We start from the raw sequence: 16620 nt of genomic DNA on the forward strand, positions 1-16620 counted from the left end.
TTTTTGGTTAACCCCCGCAATAGGTAAAGAGCCAATGCACGATTTAGTACAGGACTACTACGGACGCCAACTAAAGAACTCTTCAGACCTGAAGACCAATGCCTGTTGTGATCCCAGCGATATGCCAGAGTGGCTAAAACCATTGCTGTCCAATATTCATCCCGATGTCCTATCCCGCTATTACGGCTGCGGACTTGTCTGCCCTCCACTTTTGGAAGGCTGCCGGGTACTGGATCTTGGCTGTGGCTCAGGCCGGGATATTTACTTGCTCTCCCAGTTGGTAGGTCCAAAAGGTGAAGTAGTAGGTGTCGATATGACGGAAGAGCAGTTGGCTGTGGCCAGGCAGCACCAAGCCCATCACGCCGACAAGTTTGGCTATGACAATGTCCGCTTCCTGCACGGCTACATCGAAAAGCTGGAGGAACTGGAATTAGAGCCTGAAAGCTTTGATGTGATCATTTCCAATTGTGTGGTTAACCTCTCCACAGACAAAGATGCTGTACTCAAAGGCTTGTTCCGGCTGCTGAAACAAGGGGGAGAATTTTATTTCTCCGATGTCTATGCCGACCGTCGCATTCCCCCCGCAATTAGCTCTGACCCCGAACTATTCGGCGAGTGTCTTGGGGGCGCACTCTACTGGAATGACTTTCTGGAAATTGCTCAGGGCAGCGGCTTCCGCGATCCACGCCTTGTGGAGAGCCGGCCATTACTTATCACCAACCCAACCCTGGCCCAGCGCTGTGGTTCAATTCGATTTTTTTCCGCCACTTATCGCTTGTTCAAATTAGCGCAACTGGAAAAAGACTGTGAGGATTACGGCCAAGCAGTGATTTACAAAGGCACACTACCGGGCTCTGCCGATCAATTCGTTCTCGATGGACACCACATTATTGAGACCGGACGAGTATTCCCTGTGTGCGGTAATACTTGGAGAATGCTCGCAGAGACCCGTCTCGCACCCCACTTCGAGTTTATTGGCGATTTTTCGCGGCACTTTGGCCTGTTTCCCGGCTGCGGCAAGGAAATGCCATTTGCCAGCGACACTCCCGAAGCGGATCAATCGAGTACCCAGTGCTGTTAACCCTGAGCCTGGAAATGGGAGCCCCCTAACGGGCTCCCTTTGGAAACCCAACGACTGCCCCCAAAAAGTAGGGTATTTTTTTCTCCAGCCAATAACTGGGGCTCCATACCGTCCCATCTATAAACCCTACATGCCCCCCTCGATCACTCACCGCCAAATCGACAGCAGAACTAACTTCGCTGGTTACAGGTATCGCTGATGGACAAATAAAAGGATCATCAACGGCGTTGATAATCAAAGTCGGCGTGCGAATATCTTTGAGTAAAGGCTTACTGGATGCCTGGGTGTAATACTCATCCACATCACGAAAACCATGTAACGGCGCAGTGAAAGCATTGTCGAAATGCCTGAAATCGACAAAGTCCTCACTGCAATTGAGATCGGGTAAGGCCGCAGCCAACTGTGGGTCTTTCGCCTTATGAAGCAGGCTCAAACGAAGCCCGCTAATCAGGTGGCGCTCATAAAGGTGGGATATACCAGTGTTGATGTAGCGACTACAGGCATGGAGGTCCATTGGCGCCGAAACAGCAATCCCAGCGGCTACCTGCCCGCGGCCACCATCTTCACCTAACATTTTCAGAACAACATTTCCGCCCAATGAGAAGCCAACCACGGCAATCGTCATTAATGGAAACTGCTTCTTAAGTTCACTAACCAGCCAGCGAGGATCTTCAGTGTCACCACTGTGATAGGCCCTCGGCAACTTGTTAGGCACACCACCACAACCTCGAAAATGCATTACAGCGACCTGATAATGGTATGCCAGAAGGGTTTCCATCAGCCCCTGCACATAGGGCGACTCTACCGAACCTCCCAAACCGTGAAGTATCAATACCAGAGGATAATCGGGATCATTGCGTAGCGGCCTGGGAAAATGCAAAGAAAGGCGATCGCCATCAGGCGTTTCGTACCAGCGGCAATCTGTCTCAATCCAGGGGGTGGCGCGGTGAAAACGACTGAATACGGTCTGAATATGTCGATTGCCAAGGCCTGGGGCTGGAGAAAAAGAATTAACCATAGATTTCTATCAATAGTCGAAACAACCGGGGCTATCAGTTTCCTGCTGATGGTTTAGGGATTGTTGCCCCTTTCGTTTCTGGGACAAAAATCAGAAAAAATGTACCGGCGATCAGAGCAATAGCTCCCAAAGTAAGAAAAGCAACGCCATAGCCAAAATACTGAACAATATATTCCGCAGAAAAATTACTACATGCCGAACCAATTCCCACCAAGGCGGCCATAGCGCCCTGAGTAACATTGAAACGGCCCGTACCACGTGTCAGGTCGGCACACATTAAAATAATAATGACGCCAAATATACCATTAGCCACGCCATCCAGGGATTGAATTGCTACCAGGAAGTACGGATTGTCCGTAGACATAAACAACAGCGCCCGTACCGGATTGATAAAAAAACCGATAAGGAAGATTAGCTTGCGCCCCCAGGTATCCGCTTTGGCCGCACACAGAAAGGACATCAGCATCATCATAAACTGGGCGGCGATGATACAAGCTGATGTAAAGGCAATAGCTATATCGGCATTCGAGTTAATCGACAGTTTCTGACTCACCAAGGGCAACATCGCGGCATTGCCAAAGTGGAATAGAAACACGCTGACAGCCAAAGCGACCAGGCGCCGGTCAGACAGCAGTGACTTAAAGCCTGACGGCTGCGCTTTGCCCTCTAGATCCTTGTGCTCTCCGCCCCGAGCACGGATATGATCGATAGATTTTCCCGGAATAAAGGCTACCGAGATCGCCATAAGGGCACCCATAACCGCCATCAACCAGAACACCCCCTGCCCGGAAATAGTCAAGGCGAGAATCGCTGCGAGTCCAGCAGCAAAGACATTGCCCGCATGATTGGAGGCCTGGTTGGCACTGGTTTGATAGGTAAAGTTTTTATCGCTGGTAACCCCGAGTGTGATTGCCGCAATAGAGGGAGCCACGAAGGCAATTGCGCCTCCCATCAAAACCTGGGAGAGATAAATCAATGGCTTGTGGCTGGTAAATTCCACAATAGTGATAGAAACAATACCGATAATGATCCCGCAAGTGGCAATAAGTCCTCTCTTAAAGCGAGTACTATCGATAAATGCGCCAGCAGGTGTCTGCAGCAGTACAGTGGTTACCCCGCCAATTGCCAGGACAACCCCAATATCTCCCGGCTTCCAGTGCATGGCTGAGAGCAGGTAAATCGCCAGGTATGGTCCCAAACCCGCAACCACATCTCCAGCAAAGAAATTCGTAAAGAGAAGAGGTTTGTTTAAACTCTTATGAATGGCCTTGTTGGCACTCTGCTGCACTGGATAGAGCCTCAGAAAAATAGCAATGCTGAAAACCAGAGTAGCAGTTGGGACTAGCGACACTCGGATAACGATAGATGTCTATCAGCTTAACCGTCTCGGCAATCATCTTTATCCTAATAGCCGTGCGCCAATGGCTACCATCTGCCGTTCGTATCTGGCACATCATGACCCTTGGCGCAGTAGCACTTTTGGCCTTGAGACAAATCACACTTAAAGACGCATTTTTTGCTGTGGATTGGGATTTAATCCTCTACTTATTCTCTGTATTTTCGATTGCATCCGCTCTATACGACACAGGGATTTCAGCACAAATCAGCAGGCGAATACTCTCCCGTAAAAATCCCAATACCATACTGGCAAGCTATGTCCTGATCATGGCCGTCTGCGCCGCCCTTCTCACCAATGATGCTGCAGCAGTGATTGGTGTACCCATCGCTCTATTGATGGCTAGGGATATGAACTGGGGTGTTGTACCCCTACTTATTTTACTTTGCGCCACCGTAACGATCGGCAGCATGATCTCCCCAGTCGGCAACCCACAAAATATCTTGATTGCCAACGCAGGGCAGTTTGACAATATGTTTCTGGTATTTGCCGAGTGGATCTTTATCCCGGCAGCAATCACCATGCTGCTGTCGATTCTTTGGTTAAAAAGGTTTCTTAAAGTTGACGAACCCAGTCACAATGTAGGCATTCAGCCTCGAGAAGACGATGAGATAGCACAAAAATGGCCACCTCTATTGTCGGCAGCCCTTCTGGTAATTCTAATAGCGTTAGGCAGTGTACTTCATAACGTAGAGGGTATTTACCACCCAACCTTGGGTCAAATAGGCTTGGTCGCCTGCTCACCCATTTATCTGGCGAGTCATGAAAGAAGAAGAATACTGAGAGAAGTAGACTGGCCCACCCTCTTTTTCTTTATTTCCATGTTTATTGTGACCGGCTCACTACTCAAGTCCGGATCACTACAGTTTTTTCTGCACAAGAGCGAGATTAATCTGGCTGAACCTGAAACCGTAACTTTTGTCAGTTTTTTTGCCAGCCAACTGTTTTCCAATGTTCCCGTAGTGGAAATCTACCTGAATCTGCTACATGAACACGACACTCAGACACTTATGATGCTATCAGCCATATCTACAGTTGCCGGTAACCTATTTATCATCAGCGCGGCCAGCAATGTAATAGTGCTGCAGCAGGCTGAAAAATTTGGTGTGCAACCATTTAACTTCTGGCAGTTCTTTTTATTGATGTTGCCGGTAAGTGTTATCAGTGTGGCAGCGAGTTATCTCTATATTATATGGTACAGCTCTCTACAGACCTAAAAACAAGAGCTAACTCTGGGGCTTCTCGACTCGGACAAAGGGGCGGTAATCTCCCCCTTCCAGCAGCAGATAAATATTGTAAGGTTCAAACTTCCCATCCACTTCCATTCCAGGGCTGCCAACTGGCATCCCGGGAACTAATAGACCAATTCCATCCTCTGGAGGAGAGGAAATAAATTGCAGGATATGTTTGACGGGAACATGGCCTTCAAAAACATATTTGTTGTGCCACACCGCCGTATGGCAACCCTCCATCCCCCGAGGAACCCCCCATTGCTGCCGAATTTTTGCCATATTCAGCTCAGAACTGGTAGATACAGCAATGTCGTTACCCCGTAGATAATCCACCCACTTGTTACAACAGAAGCAAAGCGGGTGTTTATATACAATAAAACCATCGGCATCCCACTGTTTTTTTTCCTCCGCACCAGCAAAACTTACTGGTGCGGTCAATATCACCAATGAGAAAAGGAGAGCTAAAACCTCCCTAGATAGCCTGGGCATAGTGAATAGCATAAGATTCAGAGGAATCAGTCCAGTGGCGAACAGGCTTAAAGCCGCCTTTCATCAACAGGGTATTAAAACTACTCACTTTATATTTATGGCTATTCTCGGTATGAATAGTCTCCCCTTCCGAAAAGATGATCTGTTCCCCGGCGATTGCGACGCTCTGATCCCGGAGGCTAACTAAATGCATTTCTACGCGTTGTCGTAATGGTTGATAGAAAGCGCGATGAGAGAAAGATGACAAATCAAAGTTGCCTCCCAACTCACTGTTAATTCGTTGCAGGAGGTTCTTGTTAAACTGCTCCGTAATATGCTCACTATCGTGATACGCCCTCTCCAGTACAACGGAATCTTTAACTAAATCAGTTCCGATAAGCAGGCCGTCTCCCGCTCTCAAATTCGCCGCAAACGTCTCCAGCAACTGCTCCGCCCTATCCGGCTCAAAGTTTCCAATTGTCGAACCAGGAAAAAACACCACACGTTTTTTTGACTCAATATTTGACAGATTGTCCCATACTTCGGCTTGAGTAAAGTCACCCACTTCCGGCCAGATAGAAATATGAGGTAAGCCTTTTTTAATTCGTTGCCCCGCCAAATAGAGAATCTCCGGGGAAATATCGATGGGATAGTATCCGCTAGGGCTTTTTAAAAGATGCAGTAGGCCCTCTACTTTTTCGCAGTTGCCTGCACCGGGCTCCACCAGTAGCGCCCCTGGGCCAATTTCCTCAGCAATATCCGGTAGATACTGATTGAATATCTTAGCCTCAGTACGGGTTAAATAATAATCGTCTACATCACATATTTTCTCGAATAACTGAGAACCAAGTTCGTCGTATAGGTATTTACACGGTAGTGTTTTCTGATCTCCGGCCAACCCCCGTAACACATCATTGAGAAATTCATGGTCTTGTTGTGAACTTTCCTGCATCGATGATACGGCTGCTTTCACATTTAGTCTCCTGCCAAACGGATACCGGTAAATTGCCACGACTGGTGTGGATAAAAGAAGTTGCGGTAACTGATCCGGATATGGTCAGCCGGGGTTGCAAAAGACCCACCGCGAAGAACCTTTTGGTTACACATAAACTTTCCGTTGTACTCCCCGACTGCATCCTCCCGGGCTCTGAAGCCCCGATAAGGTAAGTAAGCGCTGGAAGTCCACTCCCACAAATCCCCTAAGAACTGCGTTTGTCCCCGCTGCGCCTGCAATGGCCTGAAGTGGCGTTTTTCCAGGAAATTAGCTGATGCCATCTGATTCGGCTGGCGTAAATGGCAAGCAGCTGCCTCCCACTCAAATTCGGTAGGCAATCGTTTTCCAGCCCAGGTTGCGAAAGCATCTGCCTCATAAAAAGAAAGATGACAGACAGGCTCAGCTGGATTTAAGGGTAGCAACCCATAGAGGGAGTACTGATACCAACCATCACTATTCAGCCGCCAATAGAATGGGTGCTTTTGCTGATTTTTCTGCAAATGCAGCCATCCATCCGAAAGCCACAGACGATGCTGTTCATAGCCACCATCCTCTATAAATTCAAGGTACTCCCCATTAGTAACCAGTCGGGAGGCAATAACAAAGTCATCGATAAACTGCTGATGCTCAGGCCCTTCATTATCAAAGCAGAAAGCATCGCCATTACTCCCAATCCCATAGAAGTCCTTGGGTATGCTCAACCAACGCAGTGGTTCCAGTGCCCCGTCTTCATCTTCAGGAAACATATCCCGGTAAGCTGGTGTCATGGGATTAGTTGATAGAGCATGCTTGATATCGGTCAATATCAATTCCTGGTGCTGCTGCTCATGATTCAACCCCAGCTGGACCAACGCGGCCAAATTTTCAGGAATCGGGTACTCACTGAGCAACCGGTGCATGGAGTCATCGATAAACTTTCGATATTCATAAACCTGGGCACTATCCGGACGCGAAATTAGCCCCCTGTTAGGGCGTGCAAAGGGGGTACCCAAACTGTTGTAGTAAGAGTTGAACAGGTGGTTGAAGTGTGGGTTAAATGTTTGATATCCCCGCAACCGGTTGGCAAGGATAAAGGTCTCAAAGAACCAGCTCGTATGTGCTAAATGCCATTTGGTAGGACTGGCATCCGGCATAGACTGTAGCTGCATATCCTCCGGGGATAACGGCAACGCAAGATTCTCTGTCTCTGCACGAACTTTCTGGTAATCACTGAGAAGTTGATGTTGTACTTCCTCTAAAGTTACTTCACCGACGTGTATTGCCATATTAGTAATCAACTGCGACACATTTCTTCTCTATTGAAATCATCATACGCAGTTTTAGGTGTAAACCTAGAGGCTAGCTATTCAACAGAAGGGTATATGCGCCAGTTTATTTTTCTCTTGAAGGGTCAATAAAAAAAAGGGCCGGATAAACCGGCCCACTCTCTCGTCATGCTGACAGGAATAACTTAATAAAATAGAGCAAAAATTGTTTTATGTACTATTTATTTCAAAATTTAGACGCAATTTTCACAGTCTAAACGTTTTTTTATAGACTACTGCCGGAATAAGGGGTTCTAAATAATCCCACAATACCCTTGTAGCCTTTAAATGCCCTCCCAAGGTCGACAACAGCACATCCCTGTGCCGTATTAACCCATGGGTTAATTAAAATCGGACAGTTAAATCCGCACCGTACATTCTCGGCATAAAGCGCCAAGCGGGACTGGCACCAATGGCTGCACCGGTACCACCATAGCCGCCAGCGATTTCTTCATCCGTCAAATTTTGTATCCAGAGCGCTAATGAATAACTATCTGAAGGGCTGTTCCAGGCCGCCCGCAGGTTGAATAACTGATAGTCTTCCACGATACGTGTCCGGTCAGTAATCGAACCAATTCGCTCATCTGTCCAGTTGTAATCGCCACGGAAAATAAACTCCCCGCCAGATGCAAGGTCCACTGTGTATTCAGCCATTAGGTTGAATTTATTCTCTGGCGTTGATACCCGAGACTGACCTACTTTCGAGTCCTCTTCAGTCTCACCAATGGCTTCGATGATCTGGTAGTCAGTAAACTCTGTATCCAGGTAGGAGTAATTACCGGCAATAAACAAGCTCTCTGTTACTGCCCACTGTACTTCGATCTCCGCCCCAGTACCCTCCGCATCCGAATTCCGCAGGTTATAACTGGGAATAGGAGTACCCACCAGATCCAGCTCCTGCAAATTGTTGTATTCGTAGGTGTAAATAGAGGTATTCAAGCGTACTCGGTTGTCGAACAGGCTGCTCTTAAGACCAACCTCCAGGTTAACAACATCTTCCTGATCGAAAGACGACTCAACCCCGGGACCAAAGTTAAGGCTATTGAATCCACCGGCTTTAAAACCATCCGCCAGGGAGACATAGGTCATCACATCGTCATTCCAGCGGTAATCCAGCACTATACGACCGGAAAGGTCGCTCCAGCTATCACTCAATTTGGAGTCCAAAACCGGCTGGCCATTGTTGAAAAACACAATACCAAACAACTGGGACCCCAAATCGACCTCAGGCAGGGTTACAGTGCCGATTACGTTGCCATCTCCGTCAACCAAGCGCACATCTCCGCCGGATAGTGACAGAGGAATACTGTTGCCATAAGCCGTCTGGATGGTGAAATCTTTTTGATCGTATGTATAACGAGCACCGACAGTCAGGTCCATCTTATCGGTAAGGCTCCAGGTCATATCACCGTAAATAGCACTGGAACGGTAATCACCTGTGTTGCGAACACTCTCCCCCCAATGTGCATCCGAGGCTATCCAGGGATTGAAGCCCGCCATCATCTGTCCGACTACATCTTCCGCATAGAGCATATCGCCAGTTATACCAGTGGCCCCTAACTGAGCGAGTAACGCATCCACCTGGCCTGTTTGCAGCATTAGGTCATAGACAAAGGAAGCGCTGGCAATTCCCTCCAACCCTGCCTGCTGTAGCTGCGCACGGGTGATAACCGCTAAGTCCTCTTGCTCGGTTTGGGTCAGGTCTGGATAGGCAGCCTTTACCCCTTCATAAACGGCGAAGGATTCCACCGATCCGGTAGTGAAATTGGCATAAGTGGTGTGATCCACCTCTTCTTCGGAGTAAGAAGCTCCCAGAGTCCATTTGATAGTATCTGTAGCACCATTGAGACGGAATTCTTGAGAAAACTGGCTTTGATCATCAGTATTAGCCGACCCAAACATATAGTCCGGGTTGGCGGTACCATCCTCATCCTGCTGCAGGTGGGCATCGAATTCGCTGTAGGCAGTAATCGAAGTAAAAGTGAAATTATCGAAATCTTTGGTAATTGTCAGTGATGTGCCAAAGGAATCACGATCCTCAATGGTCGGGGTATCCAGGGCGTAGTCGCCAAAAACATCCGTTTCATCTTTAAGGCTGGGCACTATGGTTGTTCGCAAAGCGCTGCCTTGATCCATAATCCCGTAATTGGCACGCCACAGCACCTCGGTATCCGTCGCCGGCTCCCACAACACAGAGGCGCGGTAGGTCTGAGTATCCTGATCCCCTACAGAGAATCCATTTGCTAAATTATCGGCAAATGGATCGCGACGATTTGTTGACGCCGAAAAACGGCCATACAGGTTGTCACTAATCTGGCGATTAACCAAAAGATCCGACGACTGGCGCCCATAATTACCGGCAGTTAGATTTAATTCCGTAGATTCATCCGCCTGCGGTTTGGTGGTAATAATGTGGATCGCACCACCGGTAGCGTTGCGGCCGAATAGTGTACCCTGCGGCCCTTTGAGGACTTCAACCCTCTCAATATCGGTCAGCGGTATCTCGGCACCTGCACTTCGGCCGGTATAAACCCCATCCACATAGACCGCCACTGCTGGATCAGAGCCTATGGTCCAGTCATTAGTTTGCACGCCGCGAATACTGTACGTTGGTTGCAGGGCGGTATCATTGTGCATTTCCACGCCCGGCGTATATTTCCCCAAATCAGTCAAATTTTTGACACCGGCTTCTTTTATATTTTCCCCGGTGAAGGCGGAAATCGCGATAGGTACATCCTGTAGGTTTTCCGCTCGCTTCTGCGCAGTAACGACAACCTCCTCAATTTCCGCAGCGTGAACGTGAGAGCCAACAGCGGTGAGGAAAGCAATGGTTCCAGAGAGAATGGAAAGATTGAATCTACGGTTTGTTACATCTCTACCAACATCGTGCATCATCGCGTCCTCGCGTTTATTGTTATACAGCCTGATGTTTTCGATTTCTTGTTGTTTTTGTTATTGCACGCCATCTTACGGTTGCGTTTTCATATTGAAAACCCTGCGATGACTTTTTTCTTGTGACCAGTCAGTTCTTCGAGAAATAGCAGTGAATGACAGGAAAATCCTATAATTTAAAGCTTGGGTTTTGTCACTAAAAGTTACTCTTTGTATCGCTTAGTAACTTTGCGAGTGAAATTAAAATTGCACAATAAAGTGCTACCGACATTAACTCAGAGATTTTGCGGCCACCACAATGACAACATTCCCATTTCTCAAGCGGTATATGCCAGCACTAATTATCAGCCTATTGGGTTTGATAATTATATTTTTAATTGGCTCCTGGATCTGGCTCCGACAGAGCTTGCCTTCTCTCGATGGAACCATTACCACGGGTGAATTAAAAGACCCGGTTGTTATCGAGCGCGATTCACAGGGAGTGCCATTAATTCATTCTGAAAACCGAAACAGTTCGGCCTTCGCATTGGGCTTTTTACACGCGCAGGAACGTTTTTTCCAAATGGATCTGTTGCGGAGAAGTTCTGCTGGGGAATTATCAGAATTACTGGGCGCATCCACTATAAAACACGATCAAAAGGTACGTTTGCATCAATTTCGCCAGCGAGCAGAGCGAAACATTGCTGCGATGCCGGCGGAACAAAAGGCCCTTCTGGATCAATATATCAACGGTATTAATTTTGGCCTCAACCAGCTTCCCGCAAAACCCTGGGAGTATTTGTTATTGGGTCAGGAACCGCGCCCCTGGAATTCTGCCGACAGCCTGTTAACGATCTACAGCATGTACCTGACGCTACAAAGTGAACGCGGTAGTTATGAACTTCGCGACACCGCTTTAGCCGAATTGCTTCCAGCAGATCTCTACGCTTTCTATTTTCCCCAAGGCGGGCGATGGGACGCACCACTATTTGGCGAAGCACGAGAAAAAGTCAGCCTCCCAGAAACGCCGATTTCTGCGCTTTTAGATGAACAGGACACTATCGTTTATCAGGCGATGGAGAGTGATGACAAAATTTACGGCAGTAATAACTGGGTGGTCGGCGGTAATTTGACAGCGCACGGTGGAGCCATTCTTGCCAACGATATGCACCTCGGGCTGAGTGTTCCCAATATCTGGTTCCGAGCAGGCTGGAGCATACCTGGCACCAACCGATTTGTCCGTGGCGTAACCCTTCCAGGCGGCCCAATTTTGGTTGCCGGAAGCAACGAATTAGTTGCCTGGGGATTTACCAACACCGGGGGCGACTGGAGTGACCTGATTCCACTGGAACTCAGCGAAGACGGCAATCAATATAAAACGCCTGAAGGCTGGAGGAATTTTGCCTATGAAACAGAATCTATCGCCGTCAAAGGCAGCGACCCAAAAACCATAGAAGTTCGCACAACTATCTGGGGTCCCGTTATCGGTACAAACCACGATGGCGTTCCTCTCGCATTCCGCTGGGTTGCTCACGACACTCTGGGCGGCAATATGAACTTGATTGATATGGAAGTTGTCCGTACCGCCGAAGAAGCTCTGGAGCTTGGCCCCACCATAGGCATCCCCCACCAGAACCTAGTGGTTGGCGATAGTAACGGCAATATTGGTTGGACTGTGGCTGGCGCTATTCCCAAGCGAGTCGGGTTTGATGGCAGTCGATCAGTCAGCTGGGCAGATGGTAGTGCCTATTGGGACGGCTATTTAAGCCCCCAGGAGCACCCCCGCCTGTATAACCCGGAGTCCGGCCGAATCTGGAGTGCCAACGCTCGAATCGTTGATGGGGACTATCTCAAACTCATGGGCAACCACGGCTATGCGCTCGGCGCACGTCAGCAACAAATTCGCGAACGGCTTTTCGCTCAAGAAAAATTCAATGAGCAGGACCTTTTAAATATCCAGCTCGACGATCAGGCAGTTTTTCTCGAGCGGTGGCAGCAACACCTCCTCACCTTACTTGAAGATCAGCAAGACTACCGCGAGGTATATATACAGATTCAAAATTGGGGAGGCCGAGCCGCCATCGACTCTGTAGGCTATCGCATCGTTCGCAACTATCGCCTGAAGTTGATGGAGCTTACGACAGCGCCCATTTTGACTTACATGCGCCGCTATCAGCCCAAGTTTTCTTTCGGCCAACTCAAGCGCCAATTTGAATACCCACTTTGGGAAATGGCTCAGCAAGAGCCAAAACAGCTTCTCAACCCGGATTTTGAATCCTGGAACGCGATAAAGCTCGCTGCCCTGGATCAAGTACTGGAAAAAATGAACCGCAGCAATCTGCCCCTTAAGCGTCAATCCTGGGGTGCTGAAAATACGGCAAAGATCCAGCATCCACTGGGCAAAGCAATACCACCGCTGAACTGGTTCCTGGCAATGCCTGCGGAGCCTCTCGCAGGAGATACCCATATGCCCCGCTTCCAGTCTCCCACTCATGGCGCATCCCAGCGCTTAGTGGTTTCACCAGGCCGGGATGCAGACGGTATTTTCCATATGGCCACAGGTCAGAGTGCTCATCCACTCTCACCATTTTTCGGCAACGGTCATCAGGATTGGGTAAAGGGAAACACTTCATCATTTGTTGAACGCGAGCCTCGCTACCGGCTCACGTTAAATTAGAGGTACCGCGGGGACGCTAAAGTCAGGCAGTCTCATCGAGAATTGCAAAAGACAGAAACGTGGTGAAGAAGGCAAGACTCACAACGAAAGGCAGCACTGGAAAGCACAACATCAGTGCCGCCGATGTAATCCAGAGATTTCTCACCCAACTCTTCTTTTGCTGGTAGTGGTAGGTGTAGCGCCGGGTGTGACTGTCTAGCTGTGCAGGAATTGCTATTTCACGGACCGGTGGGAGAAAAAAGCGCACAGCATTGGTGCAATAAAAGCGAATAAATGCAAGCAGCATATTGAACACCACTCTGAGAGTACCTTTTCAGTATAGGTACTCTCAGCATAGGTGTTCTCGGCGTCATCGGTGCCCGCTCTAACCCTCTCGGTTTGGCTGGTACCAATGAAGCTTTTCATGCAAGCTCACTACCCCGCCAATAATGGTGAGGGTCGGCGCGCGAACTTCACTGTTTTCAGCAAGGGCCGGCAAGCTGCTCAAGTCACCGACAACTACTCGCTGGTCTCGCGTAGTGCCCTTTTCAACCAAGGCAGCCGGCGTATTCGCATCGAGCCCGTGTTTAATCAATTCAGCACAAATAGTTTGTAACCCCGTAAGCCCCATATAGAAAACCAGGGTTTGCGCTGGGCCCGCAAGTTCTTGCCAAGGGAGGTCCAACTCACCCTCTTTCAAGTGCCCGGTAATAAAGCGCACAGATTGAGCGTGATCCCGGTGAGTCAGTGGGATACCAGCGTAACTGGCACATCCAGAGGCCGCTGTTATTCCCGGCACCACCTGAAAGGGAATCCCCGCCTCTGACAATTTATCTATTTCCTCACCGCCTCGACCAAAAATAAAGGGATCGCCTCCCTTAAGCCGCAAAACCTTTTTACCTTGGCTGGCCAGATCTACCAACAGCTGATTGATATCGTCCTGTGGCACCGCGTGGAAAGCCTTGCGCTTACCCACATAGATCCGCTCTGCATCCCGGCGCACCAACTCCATCACTTCCGGTGAAACCAGCCGATCGTAGAGCACCACATCCGCCTGCTGCATCAAGCGCAGTGCGCGAAAAGTCAGCAGGTCTGGATCTCCCGGACCTCCACCTACCAGGTAAACCTCACCCACCGGATTCGGGCTCCCCTGCCAGTCTTGAAGCGCATCCACCAGCGCCTGCTCGGCATCTGCTGGTTGCCCGGCCTCCATGCGGTTGGCAACGGGGCCGGCAAAAACCCACTCCCAAAAATTCTTGCGCCGAGACTCTGGAAGCGCTGCCTTAACCCTATCGCGCATCCGTGCCGCCAAAGTTACCAGCGGTCCCAGCCCCGGCGATAGCAGGGCTTCGAGCTGGGCCCTGATTCTGCGCGCCAGTACTGGAGCCGCGCCACCACTGCTGATGCCGATCGATAGATCTCCCCGCTCCACAATGGCCGGGAAAGTAAACGTGCACAACTCTGGCGCGTCCACCGCATTGACAGGTAGGCGCTGAGCCTGGGCATCGGCTGAAACCTGTGCATTCACGGACTCACTATCAGATGCAGCAACGACCAGCCCCGCTTTCTGTAAATACTCGCTCGAATAAACTGATTGAAACCATTCCCCACCAGAATCAGTCACCATTTGCTGAAGCTCATCGGTAATTTCCGGGGATACCACCAATATCCGTGCACCCGCTTTGTGCAATAAGCGAGCTTTACGGGTGGCAATGGAGCCGCCTCCAACAATCAAGCAGGGATGATCTTTGACATCAAATGCGAGGGGTAAATAACGCAACTTCTTATTCCATCAAATAGCGGGCAAAGTGAAACTCATTACTACAAACAAAAAAGGGCGAACTCTACGCTCGCCCTTTTGGAGTGCTACGCTCAGGAAGCTGAGATCACTTCCTGGCCTCGCATATAGGGCCGCAATACTTCCGGCACCTCAATACTGCCATCCTCGCGCTGGTAATTTTCCAGAACAGCGATGAGGGTACGACCCACGGCAAGGCCGGAGCCATTCAGTGTATGCACCAATTCGGGCTTATTGGTTTCCGGGTTGCGCCAGCGCGCCTTCATTCGGCGCGCCTGGAAGTCACCTACCAGGGAGCAAGAGGATATCTCGCGGTACTTATCCTGGGACGGAATCCAAACTTCAATATCGTATGTCTTTCGAGCAGAGAAACCGATATCGCCACCGCAGAGAATCACTGTGCGGTATGGCAGGTTCAGCTTCTGCAAAATGGTCTCCGCATTTTGCGTCAGGGTTTCCAATGCCTCTTCAGACTGATCCGGGCGCGCCACCCAAACCAGTTCTACCTTTTCAAACTGGTGCTGGCGAATCATGCCACGAGTGTCGCGGCCGTGAGAGCCAGCTTCAGAGCGGAAGCAGGTAGTGTGAGCAACCAATTTATGCGGCAGGCTAGCACTGTCTTCAACAATATGATCGCGATACATATTGGTGAGGGGCACTTCCGCAGTCGGGATCAGGTAGAAACCACGATCATCTTCGAGCTTAAACAGGTCTTCCTCAAATTTAGGCAGCTGGGAAGTGCCGTACAGGGAATCAGCATTCACAACAACCGGCACATTGGTTTCCTGGTAACCATGCTCTTCGGTGTGAGTATCCAGCATAAACTGTGCCAACGCGCGATGCAGACGCGCAACATCACCGCTCATTACCGCAAAGCGGGAACCGGTGAGCTTCACTGCCATCTCGAAGTCGAGGCCACCAAGGTGTGTGCCCAGGTCTACGTGGTCTTTAACTTCAAAGTCAAAAGTACGCGGCTGGCCCCAGCGGCGAACCTCTACATTATCGTCTTCACTCTCGCCTTCAGGCACTGAGGCATCCGGCAAGTTGGGAATCGCAGACAAGATTGCATCCAACTCTCCCTGCAATTCTGTCAGTGCATGTTTGGCATCTTGCAACTCACCACCGAGGGACTCCACTTCTTTCAAAAGCGGAGCAATATCTTCACCATTCGCCTTGGCACGGCCGATATTTTTCGACTTGCTATTGCGCTCGTTTTGCAAACTCTCGGTGCGCACCTGCAATTCTTTGCGGCGTTCTTCAAGGGCTTCAAGTTTGGCAGTATCCAGTTCTACACCGCGCTTTTTCAGGGCAGCGGCCACCTGGTCCATATCCGTGCGAATCAGTTTGGGATCGAGCATCGTTTCCAGTTCGCCTGTTATCAGGCTCCTACAACAGAGAAGTTAAATTAAAAATACCGTGTCGCCAAAGCGACAGCAGCAGCGGTGGCCAACAAACAACCAACAAGGCTGCCGACAATATAGCCAAGGGCCACCAGCGGCTGGCCATTGTGCCACAGTATCAGGCTTTCGAGGGAGAAAGTGGAAAAGGTTGTCAGTGCGCCAAACATACCGGTCATCAACAGAAGACGCCATTCCTCCCCCAACATGGCGCGGTGAGCGATCAGTACATAAACAATACCGATCAAAAAAGAGCCCGTTAAATTGACAATGATGGTTCCTAGCGGAAACCGGCCCTCAAATACCGGAAAGCTCCAAATACTCACCAGGTGGCGAAGAATTGCCCCAAGTGCGCCGCCCAGGGCGACTGCCAGCCACTGCATTTAGCTGCTTCCTTTCTATCTA

General features: G+C 49.6%; 13 protein-coding genes. 3 read left to right on the top strand and 10 right to left on the bottom strand.

Annotation, left to right across the window (positions count from 1 at the left end):
* The first annotated feature begins 34 nt into the window (after positions 1-34).
* Positions 35-1081 carry a methyltransferase domain-containing protein gene (locus tag ACJJII_RS18905; RefSeq protein WP_444913969.1) on the top strand — a complete coding sequence of 349 codons (1047 nt, stop codon included), beginning with the start codon at positions 35-37 and terminating at the stop codon, positions 1079-1081.
* A gap of 25 nt (positions 1082-1106) precedes the next feature.
* Here the strand turns inward: ACJJII_RS18905 and ACJJII_RS18910 are convergent, their stop codons facing one another.
* Both ACJJII_RS18910 and ACJJII_RS18915 read right to left on the bottom strand, forming a co-directional pair.
* Positions 1107-2099, bottom strand: a complete 993-nt coding sequence (locus ACJJII_RS18910) for a hydrolase (RefSeq protein ID WP_444897503.1) — start codon at positions 2097-2099, stop codon at positions 1107-1109.
* 34 nt (positions 2100-2133) lie between these two features.
* Positions 2134-3387 carry an MFS transporter gene (locus ACJJII_RS18915; RefSeq protein ID WP_413662210.1) on the bottom strand — a complete coding sequence of 418 codons (1254 nt, stop codon included), beginning with the start codon at positions 3385-3387 and terminating at the stop codon, positions 2134-2136.
* Positions 3388-3464: 77 nt separating this feature from the next.
* On the opposite strand from ACJJII_RS18915, the gene ACJJII_RS18920 reads away from it, so the two are divergent.
* Positions 3465-4712, top strand: coding sequence for an ArsB/NhaD family transporter (locus ACJJII_RS18920; protein WP_444917323.1), 1248 nt, complete (start codon positions 3465-3467; stop codon positions 4710-4712).
* 9 nt (positions 4713-4721) lie between these two features.
* Here ACJJII_RS18920 and ACJJII_RS18925 read toward each other — a convergent pair whose 3' ends face one another.
* The 4 genes from ACJJII_RS18925 to ACJJII_RS18940 form a co-directional block, all read right to left on the bottom strand.
* Entirely contained in the window at positions 4722-5171 is a 450-nt protein-coding gene (locus ACJJII_RS18925; protein WP_444919283.1) for a DUF411 domain-containing protein, read from the bottom strand.
* Positions 5172-5199: 28 nt separating this feature from the next.
* Positions 5200-6168 carry an L-histidine N(alpha)-methyltransferase gene (gene egtD, locus ACJJII_RS18930; RefSeq protein ID WP_444917324.1) on the bottom strand — a complete coding sequence of 323 codons (969 nt, stop codon included), beginning with the start codon at positions 6166-6168 and terminating at the stop codon, positions 5200-5202.
* Between the two features lie 2 nt (positions 6169-6170).
* Positions 6171-7475 (bottom strand): ergothioneine biosynthesis protein EgtB, encoded by a 1305-nt coding sequence (gene egtB / locus ACJJII_RS18935; RefSeq protein ID WP_444917325.1) that lies wholly within the window; start codon positions 7473-7475, stop codon positions 6171-6173.
* A 363-nt stretch (positions 7476-7838) separates the two neighbouring features.
* Positions 7839-10388 carry a TonB-dependent receptor gene (locus tag ACJJII_RS18940; protein ID WP_444917326.1) on the bottom strand — a complete coding sequence of 850 codons (2550 nt, stop codon included), beginning with the start codon at positions 10386-10388 and terminating at the stop codon, positions 7839-7841.
* Positions 10389-10713: 325 nt separating this feature from the next.
* On the opposite strand from ACJJII_RS18940, the gene ACJJII_RS18945 reads away from it, so the two are divergent.
* Positions 10714-13041: a penicillin acylase family protein gene (locus tag ACJJII_RS18945; protein ID WP_444917327.1), complete on the top strand. Its 2328-nt coding sequence runs from the start codon at positions 10714-10716 to the stop codon at positions 13039-13041.
* 22 nt (positions 13042-13063) lie between these two features.
* Here the strand turns inward: ACJJII_RS18945 and ACJJII_RS18950 are convergent, their stop codons facing one another.
* From ACJJII_RS18950 to crcB, 4 genes are all read right to left on the bottom strand, one after another.
* Positions 13064-13327 carry a hypothetical protein gene (locus tag ACJJII_RS18950; RefSeq protein ID WP_444908100.1) on the bottom strand — a complete coding sequence of 88 codons (264 nt, stop codon included), beginning with the start codon at positions 13325-13327 and terminating at the stop codon, positions 13064-13066.
* A gap of 78 nt (positions 13328-13405) precedes the next feature.
* Positions 13406-14800, bottom strand: coding sequence for a siroheme synthase CysG (gene cysG / locus ACJJII_RS18955; RefSeq protein WP_444917328.1), 1395 nt, complete (start codon positions 14798-14800; stop codon positions 13406-13408).
* A 92-nt stretch (positions 14801-14892) separates the two neighbouring features.
* Positions 14893-16176 carry a serine--tRNA ligase gene (serS, locus tag ACJJII_RS18960; protein ID WP_282933066.1) on the bottom strand — a complete coding sequence of 428 codons (1284 nt, stop codon included), beginning with the start codon at positions 16174-16176 and terminating at the stop codon, positions 14893-14895.
* A gap of 47 nt (positions 16177-16223) precedes the next feature.
* Positions 16224-16598, bottom strand: a complete 375-nt coding sequence (gene crcB, locus ACJJII_RS18965) for a fluoride efflux transporter CrcB (protein ID WP_444908098.1) — start codon at positions 16596-16598, stop codon at positions 16224-16226.
* Positions 16599-16620: the final 22 nt, after the last annotated feature.

Source organism: Microbulbifer maximicatervae (SeqCode) (assembly GCF_052467825.1).

Bases quoted from the DNA above. Each gene is read 5' to 3' on its own strand.
- ACJJII_RS18945 (WP_444917327.1), top strand. From the start codon at position 10,714: ATGCCAGCACTAATTATCAGCCTATTGGGTTTGATAATTATATTTTTA.
- ACJJII_RS18940 (WP_444917326.1), bottom strand. From the start codon at position 10,388: ATGATGCACGATGTTGGTAGAGATGTAACAAACCGTAGATTCAATCTT.
- ACJJII_RS18910 (WP_444897503.1), bottom strand. From the start codon at position 2,099: ATGGTTAATTCTTTTTCTCCAGCCCCAGGCCTTGGCAATCGACATATT.
- ACJJII_RS18950 (WP_444908100.1), bottom strand. From the start codon at position 13,327: ATGCTGCTTGCATTTATTCGCTTTTATTGCACCAATGCTGTGCGCTTT.
- ACJJII_RS18920 (WP_444917323.1), top strand. From the start codon at position 3,465: ATGTCTATCAGCTTAACCGTCTCGGCAATCATCTTTATCCTAATAGCC.
- serS (WP_282933066.1), bottom strand. From the start codon at position 16,176: ATGCTCGATCCCAAACTGATTCGCACGGATATGGACCAGGTGGCCGCT.
- ACJJII_RS18905 (WP_444913969.1), top strand. From the start codon at position 35: ATGCACGATTTAGTACAGGACTACTACGGACGCCAACTAAAGAACTCT.
- crcB (WP_444908098.1), bottom strand. From the start codon at position 16,598: ATGCAGTGGCTGGCAGTCGCCCTGGGCGGCGCACTTGGGGCAATTCTT.